This is a genomic window from Streptomyces sp. 7R007, assembly GCF_054850255.1.
The window spans coordinates 63,529-88,228 of sequence record NZ_JBTWMV010000008.1 but is presented as its reverse complement, the minus strand read 5'-3'; the positions used below and the strand labels follow the sequence as shown (position 1 = coordinate 88,228).

Genomic DNA, 24,700 nt, shown 5'->3' with positions numbered 1-24,700 from the left:
GTAGGGGCTCTGGCGCCTGCGGCCGGGTGGCGCACTATGTGCGGGTGGACAAAGTACGACTCCTCGTCGTGGACGACGACCCGCCGATCGCCGACCTCGTCGCGACGGTCGCCCGCTACGAGGGCTGGGAGGCGGTCACCGCGAACTCCGGCGAGGAGGCGCTGCGGCTGGCCGCCGGGTTCCGGCCGGACATCGTGGTGCTGGATTTGATGCTGCCCGACGTCGACGGTTTCGGCGTCCTGGACCGGCTGCGGCGCTCGGGGACCATGGTGCCGGTGGTGTTCCTGACGGCGCGGGACGCGGTCGCCGACCGGGTGGCGGGGCTGACCCGGGGCGGGGACGACTACCTGGTCAAGCCGTTCGCCGTGGAGGAGCTGATGGCGCGGCTGCGGACGGTGCTGCGGCGCAGCGCCGGGCCCGGCTTCCAGCGGTCGGTGCTGCGCGTGGCGGACCTGACGATGGACGAGGACACCCGTGAGGTGCGCCGCGGGGAGCGGCTGCTGACGCTCACGCCCACCGAGTACGAGGTGCTGCGCTACCTGATGCGCAAGTCGCCGACGGTGATGACCAAGGCGCAGATCCTCGACCACGTGTGGGAGTACGGCTTCGGGGGCCGCTCGAACGTCGTCGAGCTGGTCGTCAGCCGGCTGCGCCGCAAGCTCGACGACACGGGGGAACCGCTGATCCACACGGTGCGCGGCTTCGGGTACGTCGTCCGGCAGGCGGCCGAGTGACCGGGCGGCTGCGGCGGACCTACCGCCGGATGCGCCTGGGCACCCGGCTCGCGCTGGGCCTCGGGGTGCTGTCGCTGATCGTGTTCGCCGTCGTCGGCACCGCGCTGACGACGTACATGCGCGACTATCTGTCGGCCCAGCTCAACGACCAGCTCTCGCTCGCGCAGGTCGCCCAGTCCAAGTCCCTGGCGGACACCGGCACGCTGGCCGGCAAGAAGTACTACCGCTGGGTGTACGCCGTGTACGACGTGTCGGCCCGGGGCACGCCCGTGCTGCGCAAGCCGGAGGACCCCGCCGACCTGCCGGAGGACACCGCGCAGCTCACCGCCCTGGCCCGGGCGCAGACCCGGGCCGGCACGGAGGTGCTGCGCACCGAGCACATCGCGGGCGAGGGCCTGTACCGGCTGCGGGCCTGCGAGGTGGAGCCCGGGGTGGTGCTGGTCAGCGGCGCGCCCATGGACGGCATCGACGGCACGGTGCGCAGGCTCGTGACGACCCAGGCGATCGCCTTCGGGCTGGCCCTGCTGGCCCTGGTGGTGTGCGGCCGGGCGATGCTGCGGCGCGGTCTGAAACCGCTGAGCGACATGGCGCACACCGCGCACGGCATCGCCTCGCACGACCTCACCGAGTCGGCGGCCCGGCTGCCGCTGCGCGCCGACGGCCGGGACGGCGGGCCGGAGGTGGCGGAGCTGCGGACCGCCTTCAACACGATGCTGGAGCACATCGACCGCTCCCTCGCGGTGCGTTCCGAGGCCGAGCAGCGGCTGCGGCGGTTCGTCGCGGACGCCTCGCACGAGCTGCGCACCCCGCTGATGTCGGTGCGCGGCTACGCGGACCTCTTCCAGTACGCCGCCGCCAACGCGCCCGCGGAACGGGACAGGCACCTCGCCCGGCTGCGCGCCGAGGCCGCCCGCATGGGCATCCTCCTGGACGACCTGCTGCTGCTCGCCCGGCTGGACGCGGCGGAGGTGGAGGCGCCGCTCCGGCCGCGGGACGCGGACCTGGTGACGCTGGCCCTCGACGCCGCGGACGCCTTCCGCGCGAGCCACCCGGCGCATCCGCTGACGGTGACCTGCGACGTCGAGGAGATGACACTGCGCCTGGACCCGCACCGCATCCGTCAGGTCCTGGACAACCTCCTCACCAACGCGGCCGTGCACACCCCGCCCGGCACGGCCGTGTCGCTGACGGTCACGGTGGCCGGCGACCGCGCCCTGGTACGGGTCGCCGACACCGGCCCGGGCATCCCGGAGGCCGACCGCGAGCGCGTCTTCGACCGCTTCTACCGCGTCGACAAGGCGCGCAGCCGCGACCGCGGCGGCAGCGGCCTCGGCCTGTCGGTGGCGAACGCGCTGGTGCGGGCGCACGGCGGGACGATCGAGCTCGGCGGCGGGTCCGGCGAGACGGTGTTCACGGTGAGCCTGCCGCTGACTCCTGCGACTCTTACGAAGCCGTGACGTGCGGGCCGCGCTCCGGGCGTCCGGGCTGCTCACGGCCCTAGCGTGAGGGCATGCGCGTACTGGTCACCGGCGCCGCCGGGTTCATCGGGTCCCATGTCGTCGAGGCGCTCACGGCGCACGGTCACGAGCCCGTCGGGTTCGACGTGCGGGCGGATCCCGCCTGCGACGTCCGCGACCCGGCCGCCGTCCGCCGGGCGCTGGCCGGCGTGGACGCCGTGTGCCACCAGGCGGCCATGGTGGGGCTGGGCGTCGACTTCGCGGACGCGCCGCGGTACGTCTCGCGCAACGACCTCGGCACCGCCGTCCTGCTCACCGCCATGGCGGAGTCGGGCGTACGGCGGCTGGTGCTGGCGGGGTCGATGGTGGTGTACGGCGAGGGCCGCTACGCGTGCGCCCGGCACGGTGCCGTACGCCCGGGCCCGCGTGCGGTCGCCGACCTGGACGCGGGCCGCTTCGAGCCGCCCTGCCCGGTGTGCGGGGCGGCCCTGACGCCCGGGCTGGTCGGGGAGGACGCCCCGGTCGATCCGCGCAACGTGTACGCGGCGACCAAGCTGACCCAGGAGCACCTGGCGGCGGCGTGGGCGCGGGCCACGGGCGGTGCGGCGGTGTCGCTGCGCTACCACAACGTGTACGGGCCGGGCATGCCCCGCGACACCCCGTACGCGGGCGTCGCCTCCTTCTTCCGCTCGGCGCTGGCCCGGGGCGAGGCGCCGCGGGTGTACGAGGACGGCCGTCAGCGGCGGGACTTCGTGCACGTGCGGGACGTGGCCGCCGCCAACGTGGCCGCGCTGGAGGCGACTTCGCAGGCGGGCGTGCTGAGGGCGTACAACACCGGCAGCGGCGAGCCGCACACGGTCGGCGAGATGGCGCGGGCGCTGGCGGCGGCCTGCGGCGGCCCGGAGCCGGTGGTCACCGGCGAGTACCGGCTCGGCGACGTACGGCACATCACGGCCGACTCGGCCCGGCTGCGCGCGGAGCTGGGCTGGCAGCCGCGGGTGGACTTCGCGGCGGGGATGCGGGAGTTCGCGAGGGCGGGAGCGGGGTCCGGGTCGGGGTCGGGCGGGGCATAGGGCCCGTGGTGGCCGCGGCGCAGCCGCCCGGAGGGCGGTACGGCGAGCGGGCTGCTCCTGTGGGGGAGCGTACCGGGCGTCGCGCGGCCGGCACCGCTGGGCCTCGGACCGGTGGTGCTGTCCGCTGTCACGAAGCGGCCGCGGGCAGCACCACCTCGAACCGGCAGCCGCCGGGCACGTTGCGCACGGTGGCCGTGCCCTGGTGCGCCTCCACGATCCCCCGCACGATCGCGAGCCCGAGGCCCGCCCCGGCCGGAGGGGTCCGGGCGTGCGTGCCGCGCCAGCCGGTCTCGAAGACGCGCGGCAGGTCCTCCTCGGGAATCCCCCCGCAGCCGTCCGTCACCGACAGCACGACGCCGTCCGGGCCGCGCTCGGCGGCGACGGCGACCGTGCCGTCGGCCGGCGTCCGGCGGATGGCGTTGACCAGCAGGTTGCCCAGCACGCGGCTCATCTCCTTGCCGTCCACCTCCACCGGCAGCGGCTCGACCCGGTCGCCCACCAGCCGGACCCCGCACTCGCGGGCGAGCGGGTCGGCCCCGGCGAGCGCGTCGCCCACCAGGTCGTACAGGGAGATCCGGGTCGGGCTCAGCGGCAGCGTCCCGGCGTGGATGCGGGAGAGTTCGAAGAGGTCGCCCACCATGGCGTTGAGGCGTTCGACCTCGGTGCGGATCTGCTTGAGGTAGCGGTCGGGGTCGGCGGCGACGCCGTCCTCCAGGGCCTCGGACATGGCGCGCAGTCCGGCGAGCGGGGTGCGCAGGTCGTGGGAGATCCAGGCGACGAGTTCGCGCCGGGAGGTCTCCAGGGCGCGCTCGCGCCGCCGGGACTCGGCGAGCCGGGCGCTGGTGGCCTCCAGTTCCCGGCTCAGCGCGGCCAGTTCGGCGGCGGCCGGGCCGTGCGGCGAGGTGAAGTCGCCGCCGTCGCCGAAGGAGCGGGCGGCGAGCGCGAGGGCGCGGCTGCGGGCGGCGACCCAGCGGCCGAGCAGCAGGGCGGTGGCCAGGGAGACGACGGCGGCCATCGCGACGACGGTGGTGACCACGCGCAGGTCGTGTCCGGACAGGAACATCGCCTGGGCGACCGCGAGGGTGCCCGCGAGCATCGCGGCGACGGCGACGCCGGCGACCACGGCGAGGTGGGTGACCAGGGACCGGCGCCGGATCAGCAGCAGTACGCCGGCGCCGAGCAGACCGGCCGCGGCGGCGCCGAGGAAGGCGAACAGGACGATGAGCAGGGTGTCGCGCACGGCCCTCACTCCCCCGCGCCGGACGCGTCGAAGCGGTAGCCGACGCCCCACACCGTCTGGATCAGCCGGGGCCGCGCCGGATCGTCCTCGACCTTCCCGCGCAGCCGCCGTACATGGACGGTGACGGTCGACAGGTCGCCGAAGTCCCAGCCCCACACCTCACGCATCAGGTCCTCCCGGCCGAAGACCCGGCCGGGATGGCGCAGGAAGAAGGCGAGGAGGTCGAACTCGCGGATGGTGAGGGCGAGTTCGGTGCCGTCCTTGACGGCGCGGCGGGCGGCCGGGTCCAGGCTCAGGCCCGCCGCGCGCAGGATGCCGGCCGGCTGGACGGGCCGGGTGCGGCGCAGGACGGACTCGACGCGCAGGACGAGTTCGCGGGGGCTGAAGGGCTTGGTCACGTAGTCGTCTGCGCCGACTTCCAGGCCGAGGATGCGGTCGTCCTCGTCGCCGCGCGCGGTGAGCATGATGACCGGCACGGGCCCCCGCCCGCGCATCCGCCGGCACACCTCCAGACCGTCCATGCCGGGCAGCATCAGGTCGAGGACGACGAGGTCCGGCCAGTGGGCGGCGGCCCGGGCGAGCGCGTCGGGGCCGTCCCCGGCCCGGTCGACGACGTATCCGGCCCGGTCGAGGTACCCGGTGACGACCTCGGCGACGGTGGGGTCGTCGTCGACGACGAGGACCCGGGCCCCGCCCGCTGCGTACGGCTGCTGCTCCATGACGCCAGCCTCGCACCGCGCACGCGGGAGCGCCGCCCGCCCCCTCCTGACGTCCGTGTTTCGTAAGGAGCCGAAGTCCGAATGGCCCGTTTTGCGCTCGTAGGGTGAGTGACGTGACGACCCCTTCCGACGAAAGAGAACCGGTCGCGGCGTCCGTGGACGTCGTCCTGCCCTGTCTCGACGAGGCCGAGGCGCTGCCGTGGGTGCTGCGGCGCGTTCCGCCCGGCTGGCGCGCCCTCGTCGTGGACAACGGCTCCACCGACGGCTCGGCCGGCATCGCCGCCGCGCTGGGCGCGACCGTCGTCCGCGAGAGGCGGCGCGGCTTCGGTGCCGCCTGCCACGCGGGCCTGGCGGCGGCCACCGCGGACATCGTGTGCTTCTGCGACTGCGACGCCTCCCTCGACCCGGCCGGCCTGGTGCCGTTCGTGGAGCGGATCCGGGCCGGCGAGTCCGACCTGGTCCTCGGCCGGCGGCGCCCCGAGACGCGCGGCGCCTGGCCCGTGCACGCCCGCGCGGGCAACCTCGCCCTCGCCCTCCTGCTGCGCCGCCGCACCGGCCTGCGCCTGCACGACCTCGGCCCGCTGCGCGCCGCCCGCCGCGAGCCGCTGCTCGCCCTGGGCCTGACCGACCGGCGCAGCGGCTACCCCCTGCAGATGGTGGTCCGCGCCGCCGACGCGGGCTGGCGCGTCACCGAACAGGACGTGCCGTACCGCCCGCGCACCGGCGCCTCGAAGGTGACCGGGACCTGGCGCGGCACCTGGCAGACCGTACGGGACATGAGCCGGGTCCTCGCGGAGAAGGGGGCCGGCGCATGACCACGCTCCTCGTCATCGCGAAGGAACCCCGCCCGGGCCGGGTGAAGACCCGCCTGACACCGCCCTTCACTCCGCAGGAGGCGGCGGCCCTCGCACAGGCGGCCCTCGCGGACACCCTGGACACGGTCGCGCGCACCCCGGCACGCCGCCGCGTCCTGGTCCTGGAGGGCGAGCCCGGCCCCTGGCTGCCGCCCGGCTTCGAGGTCGTACGGCAGTGCGCGGGCACCCTCGACGAACGCCTGGCCGCCGCGTTCGCCGGCTGCGACGGGCCCGCCCTGCTGATCGGCATGGACACGCCCCAGGTGACGCCGGAGCTGCTGAGCGTGGACTTCACGGGCGTCGACGCGTACTTCGGCCCGGCGGCGGACGGCGGCTTCTGGGCCCTGGGCCTGGCCGTCCCGGACCCGGCGCTCCTGCGCGGGGTGCCCATGTCGACCCCGTACACGGGGGCGGCGCAGCGGGCGAGGCTGGCGGGGCTGCGCCTGCGGGAGCTGCCGTGCCTGCGGGACGTGGACACGGCCCGGGACGCGGAGGCGGTGGCGAAGACGGCCCCGCACGGCCGCTTCGCAAGGGAACTGGCAAGACTGACGCATCGCGTCGCGCCCCCAGGGGGCGCGGGGAACGGCGCGACCAGCCACGTCGCACCCGCGGCCGCCCCATGACCACGACCCCCACGGCGCCTCTCGCGCCCCCGTCCCACGCTTGGTCCGCCGACCCCTACACCCACGCCCTCCACACCGGCCGGGGCCCCCTCTACCTCCGCCGCCCCGACGGCTGGCTCCTGCCCCTGGACATAGAACGCTGGTGCGCGGAAGCCGACGCGGCCGACCTTCGGGTGCTGCACCGCTGCGAAGGCACCGTCCTGGACGTGGGCTGCGGCCCCGGCCGCCTGGTCGCCGCCCTCGGCGCGCTCGGCCGCCCCGCGCTGGGCGTCGACGTGAGCGAGGCGGCCGTGGCCCGCACCAACCGCCTCGGCGGGAAGGCCCTGCACCGCTCGGTCTTCGAGCCGCTGCCCGCGGAAGGCCGCTGGGACACCGCCCTGTTGATCGACGGCAACGTCGGCATCGGCGGCGACCCGCAGGCGCTCCTCGCCCGCATGGCCCAGCTCGTCGGCCCAGGCGGCTTGTTGATCGCCGAGACGGCCCCGCAACCGGACGTCGACGAGCGTGTCCTCGTGCACGTCACCGACGCCCGCGGTGCCGCCGGCACCCCCTTCCCCTGGGCGCGGCTCGGCACGCCGGCCCTGCTGCGGCACGCGGACCGCGCGGGCTGGCGTGCCGTCGATCAGTGGGCGGCGGGCGGCCGTTGCTTCGTCGCCCTGCGCAGCAGCCGCAGGACGAGCAGCAGGGCCGAGCCGCCGAACAGCGCCGCGGACACCAGCAGCCAGCGGGCGAGGTAGCCGTCGGCGGACAGCCCGGTGGCGCGGGCGTAACGCCCCGCCACCTGCCCACTGATCAGCGGGAACCAGACGAGCAGCAACAGCAGCGACAGGGCGGCGGGCACCCGCGCGTACCCGACCCACCGGCGCCGTGCGCCCGCCGCCCGCACCAGCGCCCGGTCGGCCACCGCGTACACCGGCAGCAGCACCAGGTCGTGCACGAGCGCCGCCCCCACGACCCACAGCGCCACTCCGAACCAGTCGCCGGCCAGCAGCCGCACCCCCGCGTAGGCGGCGAGGGCGAACGAGCAGGCGAGCAGCAGGAGTTGCAGCGGACTGCCCAGCAGCGTCCCGATCCGCCTTCCCTGGGTGCGCATCACAGGTCTCCGAAGGTCATCCGGGCCACCCACTTGGTGTTGAGCACACCGGGTGCCGCGGGCACGATGATCCGCGCCGGGTGGCCGTGGTCGGGGGTCAGCACCTCGCCGTTGACAAACAGGGCGAGCAGGGAACGGGAGTCGGCGACCTGGTTGCCCCGCAGCGCCGCCCGGCGGAACGCGCCGTGCCGTTGCAGCGACTCCACGAGGACGTCGGGCGGGTCACCGTCGTACCCGACGAGTGCCGCGAGGTCGCGCAGCCGTACCCCGTGCCACCACTGGTCGGACGTCGACCAGCCTTCCACGCAGGCGATGGGCAGGGCCGCGCTGTGCAGCGGGAGCCGGAGGAGCTCGGCGCGGCTCAGGCGTACGGTGCCGCCCCGTCCGGTCACCACCAGCCGCCACGCCTCCTCGCCGGTCTCGGCGGTGCCGATGCCGGCGTAGGCGGCCGTCTTGTTGATCTGGAAGCCGCCGGGTCCGCCGCCCGGGTCGGTGCGTCCGTGCGGGGCGAACAGGGCCGTCCAGCGCAGCCCGTCGACGTCCTGACCGGCGGTGGTGGCGAACAGCAGCAGCGAGCCGCCCCCGACCAGGCCGAGCGCACCGCGCCGGGACACGGTCGGCTCGGCGGGATCGGGGGAGGTCACATCGCCTGCCGCTCCCCGTCGTTGACGCAGATTGCGCAGGGCGAGGGGCGTCTTCAGGACGGCGTGCGCGACGAAGGCGGCGAAGAAGACCCAGGCGCCGTAGAAGTGCAGGGGGTAGAAGGAGCCGGGGAAGACGTAGTCGAGTTGGACGTTGAGCACGCCGGTGACGAACTCGAACAGGCCGCCGCCGACGAGGAGCAGCAGCGAGATCCGCTCCAGCGCGTGCGCAAGGGACCGCGCGGGCGGCAGGGCGAACAACTTCGGTACGACCGACCAGAGTTTGGCGAGCAGCACCGGGATCAGCGTGATGCCGAGCGTGACGTGGACGCCCTGCGTGAGCCGGTACAGCCAGTGCGGGCCGGTCGGCCAGGGGAAGAGGTAGAAGCCGAGGATTCCCTTGCCGGGGGTCTTGTCGTTGACGGGTGAGAGGCCGGGGTTGTAGGCCGCGTACGACAGCAGGCCCGTCACGAACAGCACGGTGATCCCGCCGAGCAGCACCACCCCGAGGACCGAGGTGAACCAGGGGCCGCGCAGGGGGCTGCGCCAGAAGGCGGGCGAGAAGGGAGTGCGTCGCATACGTCGACCGTAGGTCCGCACCGCCCTCGCGGCGGGGGTGCGAACCATGACGAAACTCTGACGTCCGCGCATGTCAGCCGCCCGGCCCGGACGCCGCGGCCTAGCGTGTGCGGCGTGAACCGAGACCTGCGCCGGGACGTGCGCCGGGACCTGTGTGCCGCCGCGGCCGCCGCGTTGCTCGTGGTGGTCGCCGCGGTCGTCGGCACCGGCATCGAGCACCGCGACGGCTCACTCCGCGTCGGCTGGCCGCCCCTGCTGGCGACGTGGGACCCGCACCTCGGCCCCGGCACCCCGGCCGCGCTCGCCGTGGCCGCCGCGGTCGTGGCGTACGGCCCCGCCCTGGCGGCCCGCCTGCCCTGGCGCCCCCTGCTGCTCACCACCTGGGCGGCGGGAGCGGCCTGGACGTGGTCCCTGGCGCTGGTGGACGGCTGGTACCGGGGCATCGCCGAGCAGCTGACCACCCGCAACGAGTACCTCCAGGTCATCGCCCGCTTCCACGACATCCCGGCCGCCCTGCGGGACTTCACGCGGCACATTCTGATCAACACCCCGGACAACTGGCCCGCCCATGTCGCCGGGCACCCGGCGGGGGCCACCGTCACCTTCGTCCTGCTCGACCGGATCGGTCTGCGCGGCGGCGGCTGGGCGGGCGCCTTCGTCATCACCGCCGGCACGACGGGGGCGGTCGCGGTCCTGATCGCCGTACGGGCGCTGGCCGGCGAACACCTGGCCCGCCGCGCCGCGCCCTTCCTGGTCCTGACGCCGGGCGCGGTGTGGGTGGGCACCTCGGCCGACGGCTACTTCGCGGCGGTCGCGGCCTGGTCGGTGGCGCTGCTGGCTTTGGCGGTGACGGGCCACCGCACGCCCCTGACCGCGACCGCCTCGGGGCTCCTGTCCGGCCTGACGGCGTACCTCTCCTACGGCCTCACCCTGTTCGCCCTCCCCGCCGCCGCGGTCCTCCTCCTGGGCCCCCACCGCGCCCGCCCCCTCCCCTACCTCCTCGCCGGACTCGCCGTCGTCCCGGCGGTGTTCACCGCCCTGGGCTTCAACTGGTGGGAGGCGTACCGCCTCTTGGTCACCCGCTACTACCAAGGAGCGGGCGGAGTACGCCCGTACGGGTACTGGGTGTGGGCCGACCTGGCCTGCGCGGTCTTCATCACCGGCCCCGCGACGGCAGCGGCCCTGCGCCACCTCCGCCCCACCCGGGCGAACCCGCTGTCCGTCCTCGTCACGGCGGCCCTCCTGGCCCTCCTCATCGCGGACGTCTCGGGCATGAGCAAGGCGGAGACGGAACGCATCTGGCTCCCGTTCGCCCTGTGGCTCCTCCCGGCCTGCGCACACCTGCGCGCCCCCCGCCCCTGGCTGACAGCCCAGGCCACCCTCGCCCTCCTGGTCAACCACCTGCTCCTGACGGGTTGGTGAGCCTCCGGTGAAAGAGGTCAGCTCGCCGTACGCCGGAGCCGGCCGGCGTAGCGCTTCTCCAGCTCCAGGTTGCCCTCGAAGCCCCCGGGCACGTTGGCCGAGACGTACACCGGCGGACGGTGTCCCGCCTCCAGGAGCAGCCTGGACGCCTCGGCGACCACCATCTGCACCAGCATCACCCCCGTCAGCGTGGACAGCGCGCACACCGCGCCGCCCCCCGGCAGGTCGAGCAGCGCGTCCCCGCGCGGGGCCCGGTTGTCGAGCACCACGTCGGCCAGGTCGGCGAGCTTCCTGCCGCTGGGATGCCCGGCCGGCACGGCCCGCGTGTGCGCGAGCGAGGTGATGGCGAGCAGCCGGTGCCCGCCCTCCTTGGCGCGCAGGGCCGTCTCGACGACAACGTTGTTCACACCGGAGTTGGAGACGATCACGAAGAGGTCCTGCGGTCGCGGCTCCGCGAGCCGGTAGATCCGCTCGGCCACTCCTTCCCGCCGCTCCAGCAGCGGGTCGTCGAGCGCACGGGGATCGTCCCCGCCGTACAGGACCAGGTCGGCGATGCTCAGCCGGTTCGTCGGCACCAGCCCGCCCGCGCGGCCGGCGAGTTCGAGGACGAGGGCCTGGGAGTGGCCGGTGCCGAACGCCTGGATCACGCCGTCGGAGCGCACGCAGTCGGCGATCAGCGCGGCGGCGCGCGCGACCTCGTCGCCGGCGGACTCGGTGATGTCCCGCAGGACGGCCAGGCTCGCCCGTGCGAAGCCCTCGGCGCTCACTGACTCGGCGGACACGCGACACTCCTCACTGGTGGATTGAATCACCCTGCACAGTCATCTCAGGTGAATCAATAAATCACGGCGCCTCCACGGCGGGCAATGACCCTGGTAATCCAGGGGCCTGCCCTGGTATTCCATGGTCCTGGTATTCAATCCATGCCCTGATAGGTGGCTGGTACCTTCTCTTCATGCCCCCGACGGACGTCACCACACTGATCCGCACCGAGTTGCCCCGGCTGGCGGGCTCCCTGCGCAAGGTCGGCGAGCTGATCCTGGAGGACCCGGCCGCCGTCACCCACTGCTCGGCCGCCGAACTGGGCCGCCGCACCGGCACCTCCCAGGCGACGGTGACCCGTTTCTGCCGGGCCATCGGACTCGACTCCTACCAGCACCTGCTGATCGAGCTGGCCCAGGAGCGCGGGCGCGGCGAGGTCTCCGACTGGGGCAGCGCCGAGATCGGCCCGGACATCTCACCGGACGACACCCTGGAGCGGGTGGTGCAGGTCGTCGGCAGCGCGGACCTGCGCGCCATCCAGCAGACCATCGAGCGCATCGACCTCGACGCGCTCGAACGCGCCGCCCAGTCCCTGGCCAAGGCCCGCCGTATCGACGTCTACGGCGTGGGCGGCAGCGGCGCCGTGGCGCAGGAGACGGAGACGCGGCTGTTCCGCATCGGCTGCCAGGTGCGCGGCTGGACCGAGGTGCACGGCGCCGCCACCTCCGCGGCCCTGCTCACCCCGGCGGACGCGGCCGTCGGCATCTCCCACTCGGGGGCGACGCGCGAGACGCTCGAACCGTTCGAGATGGCCCGGGAGCGGGGCGCCACCACCGTCGCCATCACCACCGACCCGCGCTCGCCGCTCGCCAAGGCCGCCGACATCCGGCTCATCTCGGCCACCTCGGAGACCAGCTTCCGCACCGGCAGCATCGGCGGCCGGCACTCCGTCCTGATGATCGTCGACTGCCTGTACGTCCGGGTCGGCCAGCTCTCCTACCAGCGCGCCAGCGCCTCGCTCGCGCTGACGGACCACATCACCCCGCAGCACGCGGTGAAGTCACGCCGGACACGCTGAGGCGAGCGGAACACCCGCCGAGCCGGTCACGGGGTGGCTCCGAGGGCGAGGCGGGCGAGGGCGGCGGCGCCGCGGCTGCCGTCCGGCACCCAGTCGAGGGCGAGGCCGAGGGCGCTCAGCCGGCCGGTGAGCGGTCCGGTCAGGGGGCCGGCGGGGCCGAGCAGACCGCCGGTGGCCACCACCCGTTCGCCCGGACGCGGGTCCAACGCCCGTACGGTGGCGGCCAGTTGATCGGCCGCCTCGGCCAGGATGCGCCGCGCCACCGCGTCCTTCGCCCCGGCCGCCTCGGCCACCAGCGGCGCGAAGCGGGCCAGGCCGACGGGCGGTTCGGCCATCACGGCGGGCAGCAGGCGCATGCGGTACGCCTCGCGCTCGGCGCGGGTCCAGCCGGGCGTGCCCGCGCGCTCGTACGCCGGCGCCGGCAGCCCCAGCTCCCGGCCCACCGCCCGTGCCAGCGCCGTCGCGGGCCCACGTCCGTCCGCCATGTGCAGCGCCGCCCGCACCGCGCCGCGCCCGATCCAGAAGCCGCTGCCGTCGTCGCCGAGGAGCCAGCCGTCGCCGTCCACGGTGGCCACGCAGCGGCGCCCGGCGATGCGCACGGCGACCGCGCCGGTGCCGGCCACCAGGGCGAGTCCGTCGGCCGGGGTGCCGGGGGCGGCGGCGAAGGCGGCCTCGATGTCGCTGCAGACGCCGATCCGTTCGGCGGGGATGCCCAGGCGGCGCAGTGCCGCGGTGAGGGCGGCCAGGGCGTTCAGACGTCCCGGCTCGTCCTCCGACGCGTCGTTGGCGCCCGCGAAACCGCCGGTCACGGCGGCGACCCGGGCCCGCAGCGCGTCCGGCACCGCATCGGCGAGGGCCTCGGCGAGGTGGTCGGTGAGGCGGGGCACGGGCACGGTCAGGGCGTTGCCGGGCCCGGCGGCGCCCTCGCCGAGCGGGCGTGAGTCGTCGGCGGCGGTGAGGACGGCGCGCGTGCGGGTGCCGCCCGCGTCGAGGCCGACGACGAGGGGGCCGGTGCCGCCCGGTTCCTGGTTCACATCGTTACCCATCGACGACCATGGTGGTTGGTATCAGTCCAGCTTCGGCCTGGCACCACCGCAACGTCGTCACCGGCCCCGAGGCGATCGAGGCGCAGGCCGCGCCGCTGCGCGCCCTTTGACCGCCGCTCAGACTCCCGCCAGCACCTCGGCGACGGCGCGCAGGTTGACCTTTCCGCGCCCGTAGGAGCACAGGTCGCCGCCCTCCGGCAGCCCCGTGTCCACGCGGACCGCGTCCGGACGCCGGGCCAGCAGCGCCTCCCGCAGCCGCGCCTGCCAGGGGTGCAGCCCGGCGTCGCAGGTGGCGACCACCATGGGCGTGCCGGCGGCGACGCGCAGGATGCCGTCGACCAGGCCGGCGGGGTCGCATGCCTCGCCGGTGACCGCCGTGCCGGTGGTCGCGGGGTCCAGCGCCCGCACCTCGGTGAGCAGGTCCTCGCCGCCCCGGTTGAGGGCCGGGTGCGGGGTCGGGAAGAGGTCGACGACGTGGGCGCCGCGTACGGCGTCCGGCACGGGCCGGGCCCGCACGGCGCGCCGGGCGGCCTCCAGACCGGCCGCCCCGTCCCAGCCGGCGACGGCGATCGGCGGGTGCGCGTACCGCTCCGCGAGCCGCCGCACCCGGCCGGCCGCCTCCCGCACCCGCTCCTCCGGCAGCCGCCCGGAGTGCAGGGCGTCGAACACCGCGTCCCGGCAGGCCAGTGTGGTCTCCAGGTCCGGCACGGCCACGATCACCTGGTCCGCCCCGGCGGCCAGGGCGATCCGGGCGCCGGCCGCCTCGCCGTAGCGGTCGGAGACGGCCTTCGTCTCCAGGGCGTCGCCGACCAGGACGCCGTCGAAGCCGAGGTCGTGGCGGAGCAGGTCGCCCACGATGCGGCGGCTGAGGGTGGCCGGGCGGTTGGCGTCCAGCGCCGGGAAGACGACAGGGGCGCTCATCAGCATCGGCACGCCGGCGGCGACGGCCGCGCGGAAGGGTTCGAGGTCCACGCGGAGTTCGTCGTACGGCCGCGGGTCCACGGCCGTGGCGTGGTGGCTGTCGGCCCCGGCGCCGCCGTGGCCGGGGAAGTGCTTGGCGCAGGAGGCCACGCCCCGGGCCTCGGTGGCCGTGATCCAGGCACGCAGGTGGCGGGCGGCGAGAACGGGGTCGGCGCCGAAGGAGCGGGTGCGCACGACGGGGTTGCCCGGGTGGTGGAGGTCGGCGACGGGGGCGTAGGAGACGGTGATGCCGAGGGTGGCGAGGTGGCCGGCGAGCGCGTCGGCGCAGCGGGCCGTCAGGTTCGGGTCGTCGGCGACGCCGAGGGCGTAGGAGCCGGGGACCTCGGGGGCGCCCGCGGCGGCCAGGTGACCGATGCCGCCGCCCTCGTTGTCGATCGCCACCAGCAGGTCGGGGCGTATCGCGCGCAGGGCGTCGGTGAGCTCGCGGACCTGCTGGGCGTCGCGCACGTTGCGGGTGAAGAGGATCACCCCGCCCAGGCCCCGGTCGACGAGCCGCTTGAGGGTGTCCGGAAAGCTCGTGGTGCCTTCGAATCCGGCGACCAGACAGCGGTGAACGGCCTCGTCCAGTTCAGAGGAGACGGAGGAGAGGGCCGAGCCTGCGGACACGTGCTCGTAGGTCACCCCTGCGATTCTTCTGACTCGTTCAGCCAGAAGTCAACCCTTATATGGATGATTGATTCACGACAGGGGACGGAGCCGGTGTCGCCCTCCCGCCCGCACCCCTTCGGTTTCCGGACACCATGCCGTCACGCGCGGCGGGAACGGTTCCGGCGTCCCCACCTGCCTCGCCCCGCATCCGCCCGCCCCGCGCGGACGGGCCGCGAAAGGACGACGTGCGCCGTGTCCCTCCTCCCGCTCGACAACGCCTCCGGCACCCTCCCCGCCGAGGTCACCCCCTCCCCGGCCCTGGCCGCCGCCCTCCCCTCCCCGGTCGGCGCACCCGCCCTCCGGTCCCCGCGCCTGCCCTCCCCCGGCCGTCCGCTGCGCCGCCTGCTGGTCCTGCTCCCCCTCCTGCTGATCACCGTCTGGGCGGCGACCCGGTGGCGAACGCTCCTCGACGGCACCGCACGGCTCGCCTCCGCCGACCCCGGGTGGCTGCTGGCCGCGGGGTTCTTCACCTGCCTGTGCTGGCTCTCCTCGGCCTGTGTCCGCCAGGGCGCGCTCCCGGAACGGCTCCCCACCGGGCTGCTCATCGCCTCCCAGTTCGCCGCCGGCGCCGCGAACCACGTCCTCCCGGCGAGCCTCGGCGCCCACGCGGTCACCCTGCGCTTCCTGCTGGGCCGCGGCATACCCCTGGCCCGGGCCACCGCCTCCCTCGCCCTGTACTCCCTGGTCAGGCCGGTCGCCAAGACGGCGGTGCTGCTCGCCTTCGTGCTGGCCTTCCCGGACCTGCTGGGCCTCGGCGCCCTCGTCCCGGACGGCCGGACGCTCGCCCTGGTGGCCGGCGCCGTGACGCTCGCCCTGACCACCGCCGCCGTACTGATCACGACCGTACGCCCGCTGCGTCGTCCCCTCCTGGACGCCGTCCGCACCGCGCTGACCGACGTACGCCTGCTGCACCGCCGCCCGTCCCGCGTGCTCGCCCTGTGGGGCGGGGCGGCCGCGGCGCCCCTCCTCCAGGCGACCGTCATCCACTGCGTCGGCGCCTCCCTGGGCCTCACCCTCGGCTGGGCGCAGGTCGCCTTCGCCTTCCTGGCGGCGAGCACCGCCGTCGGCGCCGTCCCCGCCCCCGGCGGCATCGGGCCCGTCGACGCGGCGATGGTCCTCACCCTGTCCGCCCTCGGGGCCCCGGTGGAACTGGCCGCGGCCAGCCTCATCGGCTACCGCGTCCTGACGGTGTGGGTGCCGCTGGTACCGGGGGCGCTGGTGCTGTCGGCGCTCGTGCAGAAGAAGGTGCTGTAGCGCGAACGAGGCGGGACGGCGGCCGACTTGCGGGCACGCGCAGGGAAGTTGCCGTTCCGCGCAGCAGGGGGCCATGCCCTCTCGTCAGGCACGCTCCGCCCCCGTAGCGTTACGGCTCGTATCCATGTGCGAGCGCCAGGGAGGCTGCGATGGGAGACCCCCGCCCCTTAGTGATCGACCCGACCGGCCGCGACATCCACGGCGAGGCCGCCCGGATCCGCGAGCGCGGAGCGGTGACGCTCGTCGAGCTCCCGCACGGCGTCGAGGCGTGGGCGGTCAGCGCGCCCGACCTGCTCAAACGCCTGCTCACCGATCCCCGGGTCTCCAAGGACCCGCGCCGGCACTGGCCGCGCTGGATCAACGGCGGGATCTCCCCGGAATGGCCCCTGTTCACCTGGGTCGCGGTGCAGAACATGTTCACCGCCTACGGCGGCGAGCACAAACGCCTGCGCGCCCTGGTCTCCAAGGCGTTCACCGCCCGCCGCACCGCGGCGCTCCAGCCCCGCGTCGAGGAGATCACCAAGTCCCTGCTGGACGGTGTCGAGGAGGCGGGACGGCGCGGCCCGGTCGTGGACCTGCGCGAGGCGTTCTGCTACCCGCTGCCCATCCAGGTCATCAGCGAGCTGTTCGGCCTGCCCGAGGAGCAGGGCGCCGAACTGCGCGCCGTCGTGGACGGCGTCTTCCACACCTCCGCCTCCCCGGAGGAGGTCACCGACATCTACGCCCGCTTCTACGCCGCGCTCGGCGAACTCGTCGCGCTCAAGCGCCGCGCCCCGGGCGACGACCTGACGTCCGCGCTCATCGCGGCCCGCGACGACGAGGACGGCAGCCGGCTCAGCGAGCAGGAACTGCTGGACACCCTGGTGCTGATGGTCAGCGCCGGACACGAGACCACCGTCAACCTCATCGACAACGCCATCCACCTGCTGCTCGCCCACCCGGACCAGCTCGCCCTGGTCCGCGCGGGCGAGGTCTCCTGGGACGACGTGATCGAGGAGGCGCTGCGCGTGGAGGCGCCGGTGGCCAGCCTGCCGCTGCGGTACGCCGTGGAGGACCTGGCGATGAGCGAGTTCGGCGGGCCCGGGGACGTGGTGATCCGCAAGGGCGAGGCGATCCTCGCCGCGTACGCCGCCGCCGGGCGGCACCCGGACAAGTACGGCGAGAGCGCCGCCGTCTTCGACGTCACGCGCGCCGACAAGGAACACCTCGCCTTCGGTCACGGGGTGCACTTCTGCCTGGGCGCCCCGCTGGGCCGGCTGGAGGCCCGTATCGCGCTGCCGGCGCTCTTCGACCGCTTCCCCGGGCTGCGACCGGCCGTCCCCGGTGAGGAGTTGGAGCCGGTCGACTCCTTCATCTCCAACGGCCACCGCACGCTGCCGGTGCGCCTGTCCTGATCACTCCCCCCGCCACCAGGCCCGCAGCCGGGCGGCCCAGCCCCGCCCGGCGGCCGGTTCGGCCGGAGGGTTCGTCCGCCCGCCGACCGGCGCGCGCCGCGTCGGCGGTGCGTCGGGGACGACGGCGGGTCCGGCCGCGGCGGCCGGCGGGAACGTGACGGGCAGCGCGGCCAGGGCCCGGTGGAAGGGGCCCGGCCGCCAGGCCAGCTCGTCGACGGGTACGGCGAGTTCGACGTCGGGCAGGCGGTCCAGCAGCTTCTCCACCGCGACGGCGGCGATCAGCCGGGCCGGGCCCTGCGCCGGGCAGTTGTGCGGGCCCGCGCTCCACGCCAGGTGGGCGCGGTTGCCGGTGCGCTGCTCCCCGGCCAGGGAGGGGTCGGTGTTGGCGGCGGCGAGCGAGACCACCAGCGGACGGCCCTCGCGCAGGCGCACGCCCTCGTACACGACGTCGTGCACGGGATAGTGCACGGCGTAGTTGGCCATCGGCGGATCGGTCCACAGCACTTCGTCCAGGGCGTCCTCCACCGGCAGGCTGCCGCCGGACAGCCGGCCCCCGAACCGGTCGTCGGCCAGCAGCAGCCGCAGGCTGTTGGCGATCAGGTTCTGCTGCGGCTCGGTGCCCGCGCCCATGAGCAGGACGAGGGTGTGCACCATCTCCTCGTCGGTGAGCCGGGCGGGATGCGCCATCAGCCAGGACGTCACGTCCGGCCCGGGCTCCGCGCGCTTCAGTGCGACGAGGTCCAGCAGGGTCGTGGCGAGAAGTTCGTTCGCCTTCTCGGCGTCCACGCCGTCGAAGATCCCGGACATGCCCTCGACGAGCCGCTCGCCGTAGTCGGCCGGGCAGCCGAAGAGGCGGTTGAACACCAGCAGCGGCAGCACCTGGGCGTACTCGCCGAGCAGGTCGGCCCGGCCGGCCGGGGCGACGCGGTCGATGAGCGTGTCGGCGCTGGTCTCGACGTACCCGCGCAGCGTGGCCGGGTCCACCCGGGCCAGGCTGTCCGTGATGGCACCGCGCAGCCGGCGGTGCTCCTCGCCGTCGGTCCACAGCGCGTTCGGCCGGTACATCATCATCGGCACCACGGGGCTGTCCGCGGGCACGGTCCCGTCGGCCAGGTCCCGCCAGCGGCGGGGGTCCTTGGAGAAGGTCTCGGTGCCGCGCAGCACGTGCAGGGCGGCCTCGTACCCGACCACGAGCGAGGCCCGCACGCCCGGCGCCAGTTCGACCGGCGCGATGGGGCCGGCCTGGCGCAGCCGCCGGTAGGCGGCGGCCGGGTCGGCGGCGAACTCCGGGCCGTACAGCGGCTCGTGGGCCGGGCAGCCGGGCGGTGGCACGGGGGGTACGGAGGTCACGCGGGCTCCAGGTGGGCGGTGCGGGTCAGCAGGTACTCGACGAGGGCGACGAGCGCCCGGGTGGCGGAGACCCGGTCGCGGGCGTCGCAGCGGACGAGGGGGGTGTCGGGCAGCAGGTCGAGGGCGTCACGGACCTCGTCGAGCCCGTGCGCGGGGGCGTCGTCGAACTGGTTGAGGGCGACCGCGTACGGCAGTCCGAGCTCCTCCAGCACCCCCATCACCTCGAAGGACTGGGCGAGGCGCCGCGTGTCGGCGAGGACCAGCGCGCCGAGCGCGCCGCGGGTCATGTCCTGCCACAGCTGGGTGAAGCGCTGCTGGCCGGGGGTGCCGAACAGGTACAGCACGAGACGGTCGTTGAGGGTGAGCCGGCCGAAGTCGAGGGCGACGGTGGTGGTCGTCTTGTCCGTCAGGCCGGCCAGGTCGTCGACGAGGGCGCCGGCCTCGGTCATGACCTCCTCGGTGCGCAGCGGCCGGATCTCGGAGAGGGTGCCGACGAACGTGGTCTTGCCGACCGCGAAATGACCCACGACCAGCAGTTTGACCGCGGTGTGCACGCCGGGGCGGAGATGGATGTCACCGGCGTCGGGTTCACAGGCGGGCGCGGAGCCCATCGAGCACCTCCTGGAGGATGTGGGTGTCGGTCGGCCGGGCGGCGGGGATCGGCGCGCGGGTGACGATGTGGCCGCTGTCCATGAGGTCGGCGACGAGGACCTTGGCGACGCTGACCGGGAGGGCGAGGTGGCCGGCCACCTCGGCGAGCGACAGCGCGCCGGGCCGGCACAGCTCCATGACCCGGCGCTTTTCCGGGTTGAGCCCGGTCAGCGGCAGGTCGTCGGCCGCGATCAGCAGCGTGACCAGGTCCAGGGTGTTGCGGCTGGGGTGCGCGCGGCCGTCGGTGACGACGTAGGAGCGCACCAGCCGGTCCGCGGGGCGCCGCCGGGGAGTCATGCCGGGCTGCCGGCGTCCTGCCGGGCGGGGCTGGTCAGCTCCTTGCCGAGCCGGTCCACGAGTTTGTGCATCCGGTAGGTGACGGCTTCCATGTCCACGTCGGGGCCGGTGGAGACGGCGAGGTAGGCGCCCTCGCCGGCGGCGACCAGGAAGACGTAGCCGTCCGCGAACTCGATCAGGGTCTGCCGCCACGGAGTGCGCGCGGTGCCGCAGAACTCGGCCGTGCTCCGGCTGATCGACTGGACGCCGGACAGGCCGGCGGCCAGGCGTTCGGCGTCGTCGCGGTCGATGTCCTTGGAGTGCGCGCGGAGCATGCCGTCGGCGGAGAGCAGGATCGCGTGCCGCGCCCGAGGCACCTTCAGCACCTCGTCCAGCATCCAGCCCGACTCGTTGGTGGTGGGCCCGGTCATTCGTGGCTGTTCCCTTCGTCTTCGTGGGGGACGTACTGGGCGGCGCGGCCGGCGCGGGTGCCGCGCGCGAAGGCGCCCATGCGCCGTGCGTTCTCCTCGGCCGAACGCCCGCCGACCTCGACGTCCGGCAGCCCCGCGGCCTCCCTGGCCGCCTCCCGCGGCACACGCCGCCGGCGCCGGGGCAGCGCACCGGACGTGACGTCCACCTCATGCGGGCCGGCTTCGGGCGCGGGCTCGGCGGGGTGCGCGGGCTCCGGCTCCGTCGGCCGGGTGGGCGCGGTCCCCTGGCCCGGTGCCGCCGCCGGTGTCTCGGAGCGGGGGCTCGGCAGGTGGGTGAGGAGGCCGGACGGCAGGAGGACGACGGCGCGTACACCGCCGTAGGGCGAGATCGTGTCGACGGAGACGCTGAAGCCGTAGCGCTCGGCGAGCACGCCGACGACGGCGAACCCGAAGCGGGGCGGGTCGCCGAGCCGGGTGACGTCCACCGTGCGGGTGCCGGAGAGCAGTTCGGCGGCGTGCCGGGCCGTCTGGCCGTCCATGCCGACCCCGGCGTCGTCGATGACGACGCAGGCGCCGTTGTGCACCGTGCGGACGGTGACCTCGACGGTGGTGTGGGGCTGGGAGTGGCGGGCCGCGTTGTCGAGCAGTTCGGCGACGGCGAGCACCACCGGCTCCACGGCCCGGCTGCCGACGGCGATGTCGACGTCCCCGTGGACGCGCACGCGCCGGTAGTCGCGGATGCGGGAGGTGGCCCCACGGACGACCTCGACGAGCGCCGAGGTGGCGCGCTGGCGGCCCGGCCAGGAACCGCAGAGCACGGCGATGGCCTGCGCGCGGCGGCCGAACTGGGCGTTGGTGTGGTCGACTTCGAGCAGGTCGCGCAGCACGTCGGGGTGGTCGTGCCGGTCCTGCATCTCCGCGATGGTCACCTGCTGCTCGTTGGCCAGGGCCTGGATGGAGCGCATCGACGCCTTCAGGGCCGCCTTGGCGGACTGGTCGGCGCGCGCCTGCGCGTGCGCCACGGCCCCGGCGAACCGCTCCAGGACGTCGTCGAGGCAGTCGGCGAAGTCCGTGCCGGCGAGCCGGTCGTCGAGCAGACCGGTCCGCGCGTCCGGCCCGCCGGCGCCGTCCTCCACGGCCGGGAGCCGGACGGTGAGCAGATGGCGCAGCTCCGCCTCGCGTGCCCGCAGGTCCTCGGCCAGCTCCGCGGCGCGGCCGCGCTGCCGGGCGGTGATGCCGCGCTGCCGCACGAGCAGCACGGTGACGGCGCCCAGGCCCACGGCCAGGCACCAGAGCACGGCCTCCGTTGTCCAATCGGTCATGAAGTCCTCTGCGGCGGGCACGAGTTGACGGGCGCTTGACGGTAGCGACGCCTCCGGATCCGCACTTGTCCCCATGCGCAGAGAAGTTGCCGTCAGACGCACGCCCGCCGCCGTGCGCACCGCGGGGAGCCCCACTTACCTTTGGCATATGCCAAACGGTCGCCCAGGCCCTCGTGGACACCGCTTGCTGCCCTAATCTGACCGCGAGTAACCGCCGGGGCACACCGTGCTGTCCGGCCGCGCTCACCTGCCGTCGAGGCCCGTCGCAGCGGAGGAGTCCCGGTGCCCACGGGAAGTTACATCGTGGAATCGCAGACCACAGGCGAAGTGGACCCGCGCGAGCGGGCCGACTTCTGGAGCGAGCACATCGCCTCGTACCAGTCCCGCATGGAGTACAGATACGCGCGGCCCGACGACTTCCGCGGCGAGACCGTCCGCCAGCGCACCGACACCTACCAGCTCGTCAGGTTCGTGTCGGACGAGATCGCGTACAGCCGTACGGCCCGTCAGGTGCGCCAGGACCCCGACGACGACTACCGCCTGCTGCTGCCGGTCACCGGCGGGATCGTGGTGCGCCAGGGCGACCAGGTGGTCAGGCTGACACCGGGAGCGGGCACCCTGGTCTCCTTCGCGGACCCCTTCGAGTGCCTTCAGGAGGCGTCCACGCAGGCGTTCATCCTCACCATCCCCGCCCGGGCGATCGACGGTCCGCTGAACCGGAAGTCGCCGCTGGCCACCGCGCTGGACCTGACCAGGGGGCTGGGCCGGGTGGTGAGCTGCATGCTGACCGGCCTGTACCAGGAGCGCCAGGCGCTGACGGACGCGCAGTTCGACGCCGCCACGGACCGCATGACCGAGCTGCTGTGCATGCTCGTCTGCGAGGACGACCGCCCCGACGCCCCCGGCCATCTCACCGAGGTCGAGACGATGGTCCGCCGCTACGTGCGCGACCACGCCGGCGACCCCGGTCTGACCGGCACTTCGGTGGCCCGCGCCCTGGGCTGGTCGCTGCGGCAGATCCAGGTGGCCCTGCAACGCGCGGGCACCACCCCGCGCGACCTGATCCGCGAGGAGCGGTTACGCCTGTTCCGTGACCGCCTGCGGTGCGCCGAGTGCGAGCACATGACGATCACGGAACTGGCCCACGCCTCGGGCTTCTCCTCGCCCAGCGCGCTGAGCACGGCCTTCCGCCGGCGCTTCGGGGTCAGCCCCCGGGAGATGCGCCGGCGCCCGCGCTGACCCCGCTCAGCCCTCGTCCGGCGTCAGCCGCAGCGAGATGCTGTTGATGCAGTACCGCTGGTCCGTGGGCGTCGGATAGCCCTCGCCCGCGAAGACGTGCCCGAGGTGCGAGCCGCACCGCGCGCACCGCACCTCGGTGCGCACCATCCCGTGCGAGCGGTCCTCCAGCAGTTCCACCGCGTCGGTGTCCTTGGGGTCGTAGAAGGACGGCCATCCGCAGTGGGACTCGAACTTCGTGTCGGAGGTGAACAGTTCGGCGCCGCAGGCGCGGCAGGAGTAGACGCCCTTGGTCTTGGTGTCGGTGTACTCGCCGGTGAAGGCGGGCTCCGTGCCGGCCTGGCGCAGCACCGCGTACTCGGCCGGGGTCAGCTCCGCACGCCACTGCTCGTCCGGCTTTTCGACGTCGTACGACACGATCCTCAGCCCCTCACTGCGAAAGACGGTCCAGAATGCGCGGGCCGAGGTCGGTGACATCGCCCGCGCCCATGGTGAGAACGAGATCACCGGGCTTCGCCATTCCCGCCACCACCGCGGGCACCTCGTCCTTGTCGTGCACGGCGGTGACGTCCGCGCCCGTGGCCCGCGCCGCCTCGATGATCAGCTCGCTGGTGACGCCGGGGACCGGGTCCTCGCGGGCCGGGTAGATGTCGAGGACGACCGAGGCGTCGGCCAGGTTCAGGGCCTCGCCCATCTCCTTGCCGAGTTCCTGGGTGCGGGAGAACAGGTGGGGCTGGAAGACCACCAGGAGGCGCCGGCCCGCGCCCGCCGCCGCGCGCATCGCCTCCAGGTCGGCCGTCATCTCCGTCGGGTGGTGCGCGTAGGAGTCGACGACCTGGACGCCGGCCGCCTCGCCCTTGAGCTGGAGGCGGCGCTTGACGCCGGTGTACGCGGCCAGGGCGGGGGCCAGTTGCGCGGCGGGGACGCCGAGGGCGGCGCCCGCGGTGAGCGCGGCGACCGCGTTGAGGGCGTAGTGGCGGCCGGGCACGGACACCGTGAAGGTCAGCTCCCGGCCGTCGAACAGGACGGTGACCTCGCTCTTCAGGCCCTGCGGTACGACGGACAGCACCCGCACGTCGGCGTCCTCGGCCTCTCCGTACGTCACCACCCGCACGCCCGCTACCCGCCGGGTCAGCTCGCGCGCTCCCTCGTGGTCGGCGGAGATCACCAGCGTGCCGCCGGGCACGATGCGGCCCGCGAACGTCTCGAAGGACTCGTAGATCTCGTCCATCGAGGCGTAGTTGGCGTGGTGGTCGAGTTCGACGTTGAGGACGATGGCGACCTCGGGCGCGTACTTGTGGAAGCTGCGGTCCGATTCGTCCGCCTCGGCGACGAAGATGTCGCCCTCGCCGTGCAGCGCGTTGGATCCGGGCGCGTCCAGGTCGCCGCCGATCGCGTACGACGGCTTCAGGCCCAGCTCGCCCAGGGAGACGGCGAGCATCGAGGTCGTGGTGGTCTTGCCGTGCGTGCCCGCGACCGCGATCGGGCGCAGGCCGTCCATCAGCGCGGCCAGCGCGTCGGAGCGGTGCACGACGGGGATGCCGAGCTCGGCGGCGCGGGCCAGCTCGGGGTTGTCCGGGCGGATGGCGGAGGAGACGACGACGCAGCTGGCGTCGGCGGCCAGGTGCTCCGCCGCGTGCCCGATGTGCACGGTCGCCCCCAGCGCCCGCAGCGCCTCGGCGGTGGCGGAGTCCTTCGCGTCGCTCCCCGCCACCTTGGCCCCGCGCTGCGCGAGGATCTTCGCGATCCCCGACATCCCGGCCCCGCCGATGCCGATGAAGTGCGGTCGGTCCATGGCGGGGGGAAGGCCGGGTGCCATGTGGTGTCTCCCTGTGC

General features: G+C 74.6%; 25 protein-coding genes. 11 read left to right on the top strand and 14 right to left on the bottom strand.

Features of this window, described 5'->3' with window-relative positions:
- Positions 1 to 44: 44 nt before the first annotated feature.
- From ACYF6T_RS13125 to ACYF6T_RS13115, 3 genes are read left to right on the top strand one after another with little or no spacing between them, the layout of a single operon-like run.
- On the top strand, positions 45 to 734 hold the full coding sequence (locus ACYF6T_RS13125; RefSeq protein WP_461696127.1) for a response regulator transcription factor: 690 nt from the start codon (positions 45 to 47) through the stop codon (positions 732 to 734).
- Positions 731 to 2,191 carry a sensor histidine kinase gene (locus ACYF6T_RS13120; RefSeq protein ID WP_461696125.1) on the top strand — a complete coding sequence of 487 codons (1,461 nt, stop codon included), beginning with the start codon at positions 731 to 733 and terminating at the stop codon, positions 2,189 to 2,191. Before ACYF6T_RS13125 ends, ACYF6T_RS13120 begins: the two co-directional genes overlap by 4 nt.
- A gap of 53 nt (positions 2,192 to 2,244) precedes the next feature.
- Positions 2,245 to 3,264 carry an NAD-dependent epimerase/dehydratase family protein gene (locus tag ACYF6T_RS13115; protein WP_461696124.1) on the top strand — a complete coding sequence of 340 codons (1,020 nt, stop codon included), beginning with the start codon at positions 2,245 to 2,247 and terminating at the stop codon, positions 3,262 to 3,264.
- A gap of 127 nt (positions 3,265 to 3,391) precedes the next feature.
- Here the strand turns inward: ACYF6T_RS13115 and ACYF6T_RS13110 are convergent, their stop codons facing one another.
- Complete coding sequence (locus ACYF6T_RS13110; protein ID WP_461696122.1) at positions 3,392 to 4,504, bottom strand: sensor histidine kinase; 1,113 nt, start codon at positions 4,502 to 4,504, stop codon at positions 3,392 to 3,394.
- Between the two features lie 5 nt (positions 4,505 to 4,509).
- On the bottom strand, positions 4,510 to 5,223 hold the full coding sequence (locus tag ACYF6T_RS13105; protein WP_461696121.1) for a response regulator transcription factor: 714 nt from the start codon (positions 5,221 to 5,223) through the stop codon (positions 4,510 to 4,512).
- 113 nt (positions 5,224 to 5,336) lie between these two features.
- On the opposite strand from ACYF6T_RS13105, the gene ACYF6T_RS13100 reads away from it, so the two are divergent.
- From ACYF6T_RS13100 to ACYF6T_RS13090, 3 genes are read left to right on the top strand one after another with little or no spacing between them, the layout of a single operon-like run.
- Positions 5,337 to 6,038 carry a glycosyltransferase family 2 protein gene (locus ACYF6T_RS13100; protein ID WP_461696119.1) on the top strand — a complete coding sequence of 234 codons (702 nt, stop codon included), beginning with the start codon at positions 5,337 to 5,339 and terminating at the stop codon, positions 6,036 to 6,038.
- Positions 6,035 to 6,700, top strand: a complete 666-nt coding sequence (locus ACYF6T_RS13095) for a TIGR04282 family arsenosugar biosynthesis glycosyltransferase (RefSeq protein WP_461696117.1) — start codon at positions 6,035 to 6,037, stop codon at positions 6,698 to 6,700. Before ACYF6T_RS13100 ends, ACYF6T_RS13095 begins: the two co-directional genes overlap by 4 nt.
- Entirely contained in the window at positions 6,697 to 7,437 is a 741-nt protein-coding gene (locus tag ACYF6T_RS13090) for a class I SAM-dependent methyltransferase (protein ID WP_461696116.1), read from the top strand. Before ACYF6T_RS13095 ends, ACYF6T_RS13090 begins: the two co-directional genes overlap by 4 nt.
- Here the strand turns inward: ACYF6T_RS13090 and ACYF6T_RS13085 are convergent.
- Positions 7,323 to 7,793, bottom strand: a complete 471-nt coding sequence (locus ACYF6T_RS13085) for a hypothetical protein (RefSeq protein ID WP_461696115.1) — start codon at positions 7,791 to 7,793, stop codon at positions 7,323 to 7,325. The genes ACYF6T_RS13090 and ACYF6T_RS13085 overlap by 115 nt on opposite strands.
- A complete protein-coding gene (locus tag ACYF6T_RS13080) occupies positions 7,793 to 9,013 on the bottom strand; it encodes a molybdopterin-dependent oxidoreductase (protein ID WP_461696114.1) in 1,221 nt (406 codons plus the stop codon). The genes ACYF6T_RS13085 and ACYF6T_RS13080 overlap by 1 nt, the downstream gene beginning before the upstream one ends.
- A 114-nt stretch (positions 9,014 to 9,127) precedes the next feature.
- Here ACYF6T_RS13080 and ACYF6T_RS13075 point away from each other — a divergent pair, with 114 nt between their 5' ends.
- On the top strand, positions 9,128 to 10,435 hold the full coding sequence (locus ACYF6T_RS13075; RefSeq protein ID WP_461696113.1) for a hypothetical protein: 1,308 nt from the start codon (positions 9,128 to 9,130) through the stop codon (positions 10,433 to 10,435).
- A 17-nt stretch (positions 10,436 to 10,452) separates the two neighbouring features.
- On the opposite strand, the gene ACYF6T_RS13070 is transcribed toward ACYF6T_RS13075, so the two are convergent.
- Positions 10,453 to 11,217: a sugar isomerase domain-containing protein gene (locus ACYF6T_RS13070; RefSeq protein WP_461696112.1), complete on the bottom strand. Its 765-nt coding sequence runs from the start codon at positions 11,215 to 11,217 to the stop codon at positions 10,453 to 10,455.
- Positions 11,218 to 11,390: 173 nt separating this feature from the next.
- Here ACYF6T_RS13070 and ACYF6T_RS13065 point away from each other — a divergent pair, with 173 nt between their 5' ends.
- Positions 11,391 to 12,275, top strand: coding sequence for a MurR/RpiR family transcriptional regulator (locus tag ACYF6T_RS13065; RefSeq protein WP_461696110.1), 885 nt, complete (start codon positions 11,391 to 11,393; stop codon positions 12,273 to 12,275).
- Positions 12,276 to 12,301: 26 nt separating this feature from the next.
- Here the strand turns inward: ACYF6T_RS13065 and ACYF6T_RS13060 are convergent, their stop codons facing one another.
- A complete protein-coding gene (locus ACYF6T_RS13060) occupies positions 12,302 to 13,321 on the bottom strand; it encodes an N-acetylglucosamine kinase (RefSeq protein ID WP_461696109.1) in 1,020 nt (339 codons plus the stop codon).
- Positions 13,322 to 13,438: 117 nt separating this feature from the next.
- Positions 13,439 to 14,923 carry a glycoside hydrolase family 3 N-terminal domain-containing protein gene (locus tag ACYF6T_RS13055; RefSeq protein WP_461696108.1) on the bottom strand — a complete coding sequence of 495 codons (1,485 nt, stop codon included), beginning with the start codon at positions 14,921 to 14,923 and terminating at the stop codon, positions 13,439 to 13,441.
- A gap of 219 nt (positions 14,924 to 15,142) precedes the next feature.
- On the opposite strand from ACYF6T_RS13055, the gene ACYF6T_RS13050 reads away from it, so the two are divergent.
- Positions 15,143 to 16,204 (top strand): lysylphosphatidylglycerol synthase transmembrane domain-containing protein, encoded by a 1,062-nt coding sequence (locus ACYF6T_RS13050; RefSeq protein ID WP_461696107.1) that lies wholly within the window; start codon positions 15,143 to 15,145, stop codon positions 16,202 to 16,204.
- Between the two features lie 149 nt (positions 16,205 to 16,353).
- The gene (locus ACYF6T_RS13045; protein WP_461696106.1) at positions 16,354 to 17,598 is read left to right on the top strand and encodes a cytochrome P450 family protein; all 1,245 of its coding nucleotides are present in this window, start codon (positions 16,354 to 16,356) and stop codon (positions 17,596 to 17,598) included.
- On the opposite strand, the gene ACYF6T_RS13040 is transcribed toward ACYF6T_RS13045, so the two are convergent.
- Genes ACYF6T_RS13040 through ACYF6T_RS13020 form a run of 5 tightly spaced genes read right to left on the bottom strand, consistent with a single transcriptional unit; the run spans position 17,599 to position 21,628 of the window.
- On the bottom strand, positions 17,599 to 18,948 hold the full coding sequence (locus ACYF6T_RS13040; protein ID WP_461696105.1) for a cytochrome P450: 1,350 nt from the start codon (positions 18,946 to 18,948) through the stop codon (positions 17,599 to 17,601).
- On the bottom strand, positions 18,945 to 19,559 hold the full coding sequence (locus ACYF6T_RS13035) for a GTP-binding protein (RefSeq protein ID WP_461696104.1): 615 nt from the start codon (positions 19,557 to 19,559) through the stop codon (positions 18,945 to 18,947). Before ACYF6T_RS13035 ends, ACYF6T_RS13040 begins: the two co-directional genes overlap by 4 nt.
- Positions 19,537 to 19,896, bottom strand: a complete 360-nt coding sequence (locus ACYF6T_RS13030) for a DUF742 domain-containing protein (RefSeq protein ID WP_461696103.1) — start codon at positions 19,894 to 19,896, stop codon at positions 19,537 to 19,539. Before ACYF6T_RS13030 ends, ACYF6T_RS13035 begins: the two co-directional genes overlap by 23 nt.
- Positions 19,893 to 20,306 (bottom strand): roadblock/LC7 domain-containing protein, encoded by a 414-nt coding sequence (locus ACYF6T_RS13025; RefSeq protein ID WP_461696102.1) that lies wholly within the window; start codon positions 20,304 to 20,306, stop codon positions 19,893 to 19,895. The genes ACYF6T_RS13030 and ACYF6T_RS13025 overlap by 4 nt, the downstream gene beginning before the upstream one ends.
- Positions 20,303 to 21,628 carry an ATP-binding protein gene (locus ACYF6T_RS13020; RefSeq protein ID WP_461696101.1) on the bottom strand — a complete coding sequence of 442 codons (1,326 nt, stop codon included), beginning with the start codon at positions 21,626 to 21,628 and terminating at the stop codon, positions 20,303 to 20,305. Before ACYF6T_RS13020 ends, ACYF6T_RS13025 begins: the two co-directional genes overlap by 4 nt.
- Before the next feature lie 282 nt (positions 21,629 to 21,910).
- On the opposite strand from ACYF6T_RS13020, the gene ACYF6T_RS13015 reads away from it, so the two are divergent.
- Positions 21,911 to 22,867, top strand: a complete 957-nt coding sequence (locus ACYF6T_RS13015) for an AraC-like ligand-binding domain-containing protein (RefSeq protein WP_461696100.1) — start codon at positions 21,911 to 21,913, stop codon at positions 22,865 to 22,867.
- A gap of 6 nt (positions 22,868 to 22,873) precedes the next feature.
- On the opposite strand, the gene msrB is transcribed toward ACYF6T_RS13015, so the two are convergent.
- Positions 22,874 to 23,281, bottom strand: a complete 408-nt coding sequence (gene msrB / locus ACYF6T_RS13010; protein WP_461696099.1) for a peptide-methionine (R)-S-oxide reductase MsrB — start codon at positions 23,279 to 23,281, stop codon at positions 22,874 to 22,876.
- A 13-nt stretch (positions 23,282 to 23,294) separates the two neighbouring features.
- Complete coding sequence (murC, locus tag ACYF6T_RS13005; RefSeq protein ID WP_461696097.1) at positions 23,295 to 24,683, bottom strand: UDP-N-acetylmuramate--L-alanine ligase; 1,389 nt, start codon at positions 24,681 to 24,683, stop codon at positions 23,295 to 23,297.
- Positions 24,684 to 24,700 lie beyond the last annotated feature (17 nt).

Coding starts and splice junctions, on each gene's coding strand:
- ACYF6T_RS13025 (WP_461696102.1), bottom strand. CDS start 20,306: ATGACCGGGCCCACCACCAACGAGTCGGGCTGGATGCTGGACGAGGTG.
- ACYF6T_RS13030 (WP_461696103.1), bottom strand. CDS start 19,896: ATGACTCCCCGGCGGCGCCCCGCGGACCGGCTGGTGCGCTCCTACGTC.
- ACYF6T_RS13105 (WP_461696121.1), bottom strand. CDS start 5,223: ATGGAGCAGCAGCCGTACGCAGCGGGCGGGGCCCGGGTCCTCGTCGTC.
- murC (WP_461696097.1), bottom strand. CDS start 24,683: ATGGCACCCGGCCTTCCCCCCGCCATGGACCGACCGCACTTCATCGGC.
- ACYF6T_RS13060 (WP_461696109.1), bottom strand. CDS start 13,321: ATGGGTAACGATGTGAACCAGGAACCGGGCGGCACCGGCCCCCTCGTC.
- ACYF6T_RS13085 (WP_461696115.1), bottom strand. CDS start 7,793: ATGCGCACCCAGGGAAGGCGGATCGGGACGCTGCTGGGCAGTCCGCTG.
- ACYF6T_RS13045 (WP_461696106.1), top strand. CDS start 16,354: ATGGGAGACCCCCGCCCCTTAGTGATCGACCCGACCGGCCGCGACATC.
- ACYF6T_RS13020 (WP_461696101.1), bottom strand. CDS start 21,628: ATGACCGATTGGACAACGGAGGCCGTGCTCTGGTGCCTGGCCGTGGGC.
- ACYF6T_RS13090 (WP_461696116.1), top strand. CDS start 6,697: ATGACCACGACCCCCACGGCGCCTCTCGCGCCCCCGTCCCACGCTTGG.
- ACYF6T_RS13115 (WP_461696124.1), top strand. CDS start 2,245: ATGCGCGTACTGGTCACCGGCGCCGCCGGGTTCATCGGGTCCCATGTC.
- ACYF6T_RS13065 (WP_461696110.1), top strand. CDS start 11,391: ATGCCCCCGACGGACGTCACCACACTGATCCGCACCGAGTTGCCCCGG.
- ACYF6T_RS13035 (WP_461696104.1), bottom strand. CDS start 19,559: ATGGGCTCCGCGCCCGCCTGTGAACCCGACGCCGGTGACATCCATCTC.
- ACYF6T_RS13080 (WP_461696114.1), bottom strand. CDS start 9,013: ATGCGACGCACTCCCTTCTCGCCCGCCTTCTGGCGCAGCCCCCTGCGC.
- ACYF6T_RS13095 (WP_461696117.1), top strand. CDS start 6,035: ATGACCACGCTCCTCGTCATCGCGAAGGAACCCCGCCCGGGCCGGGTG.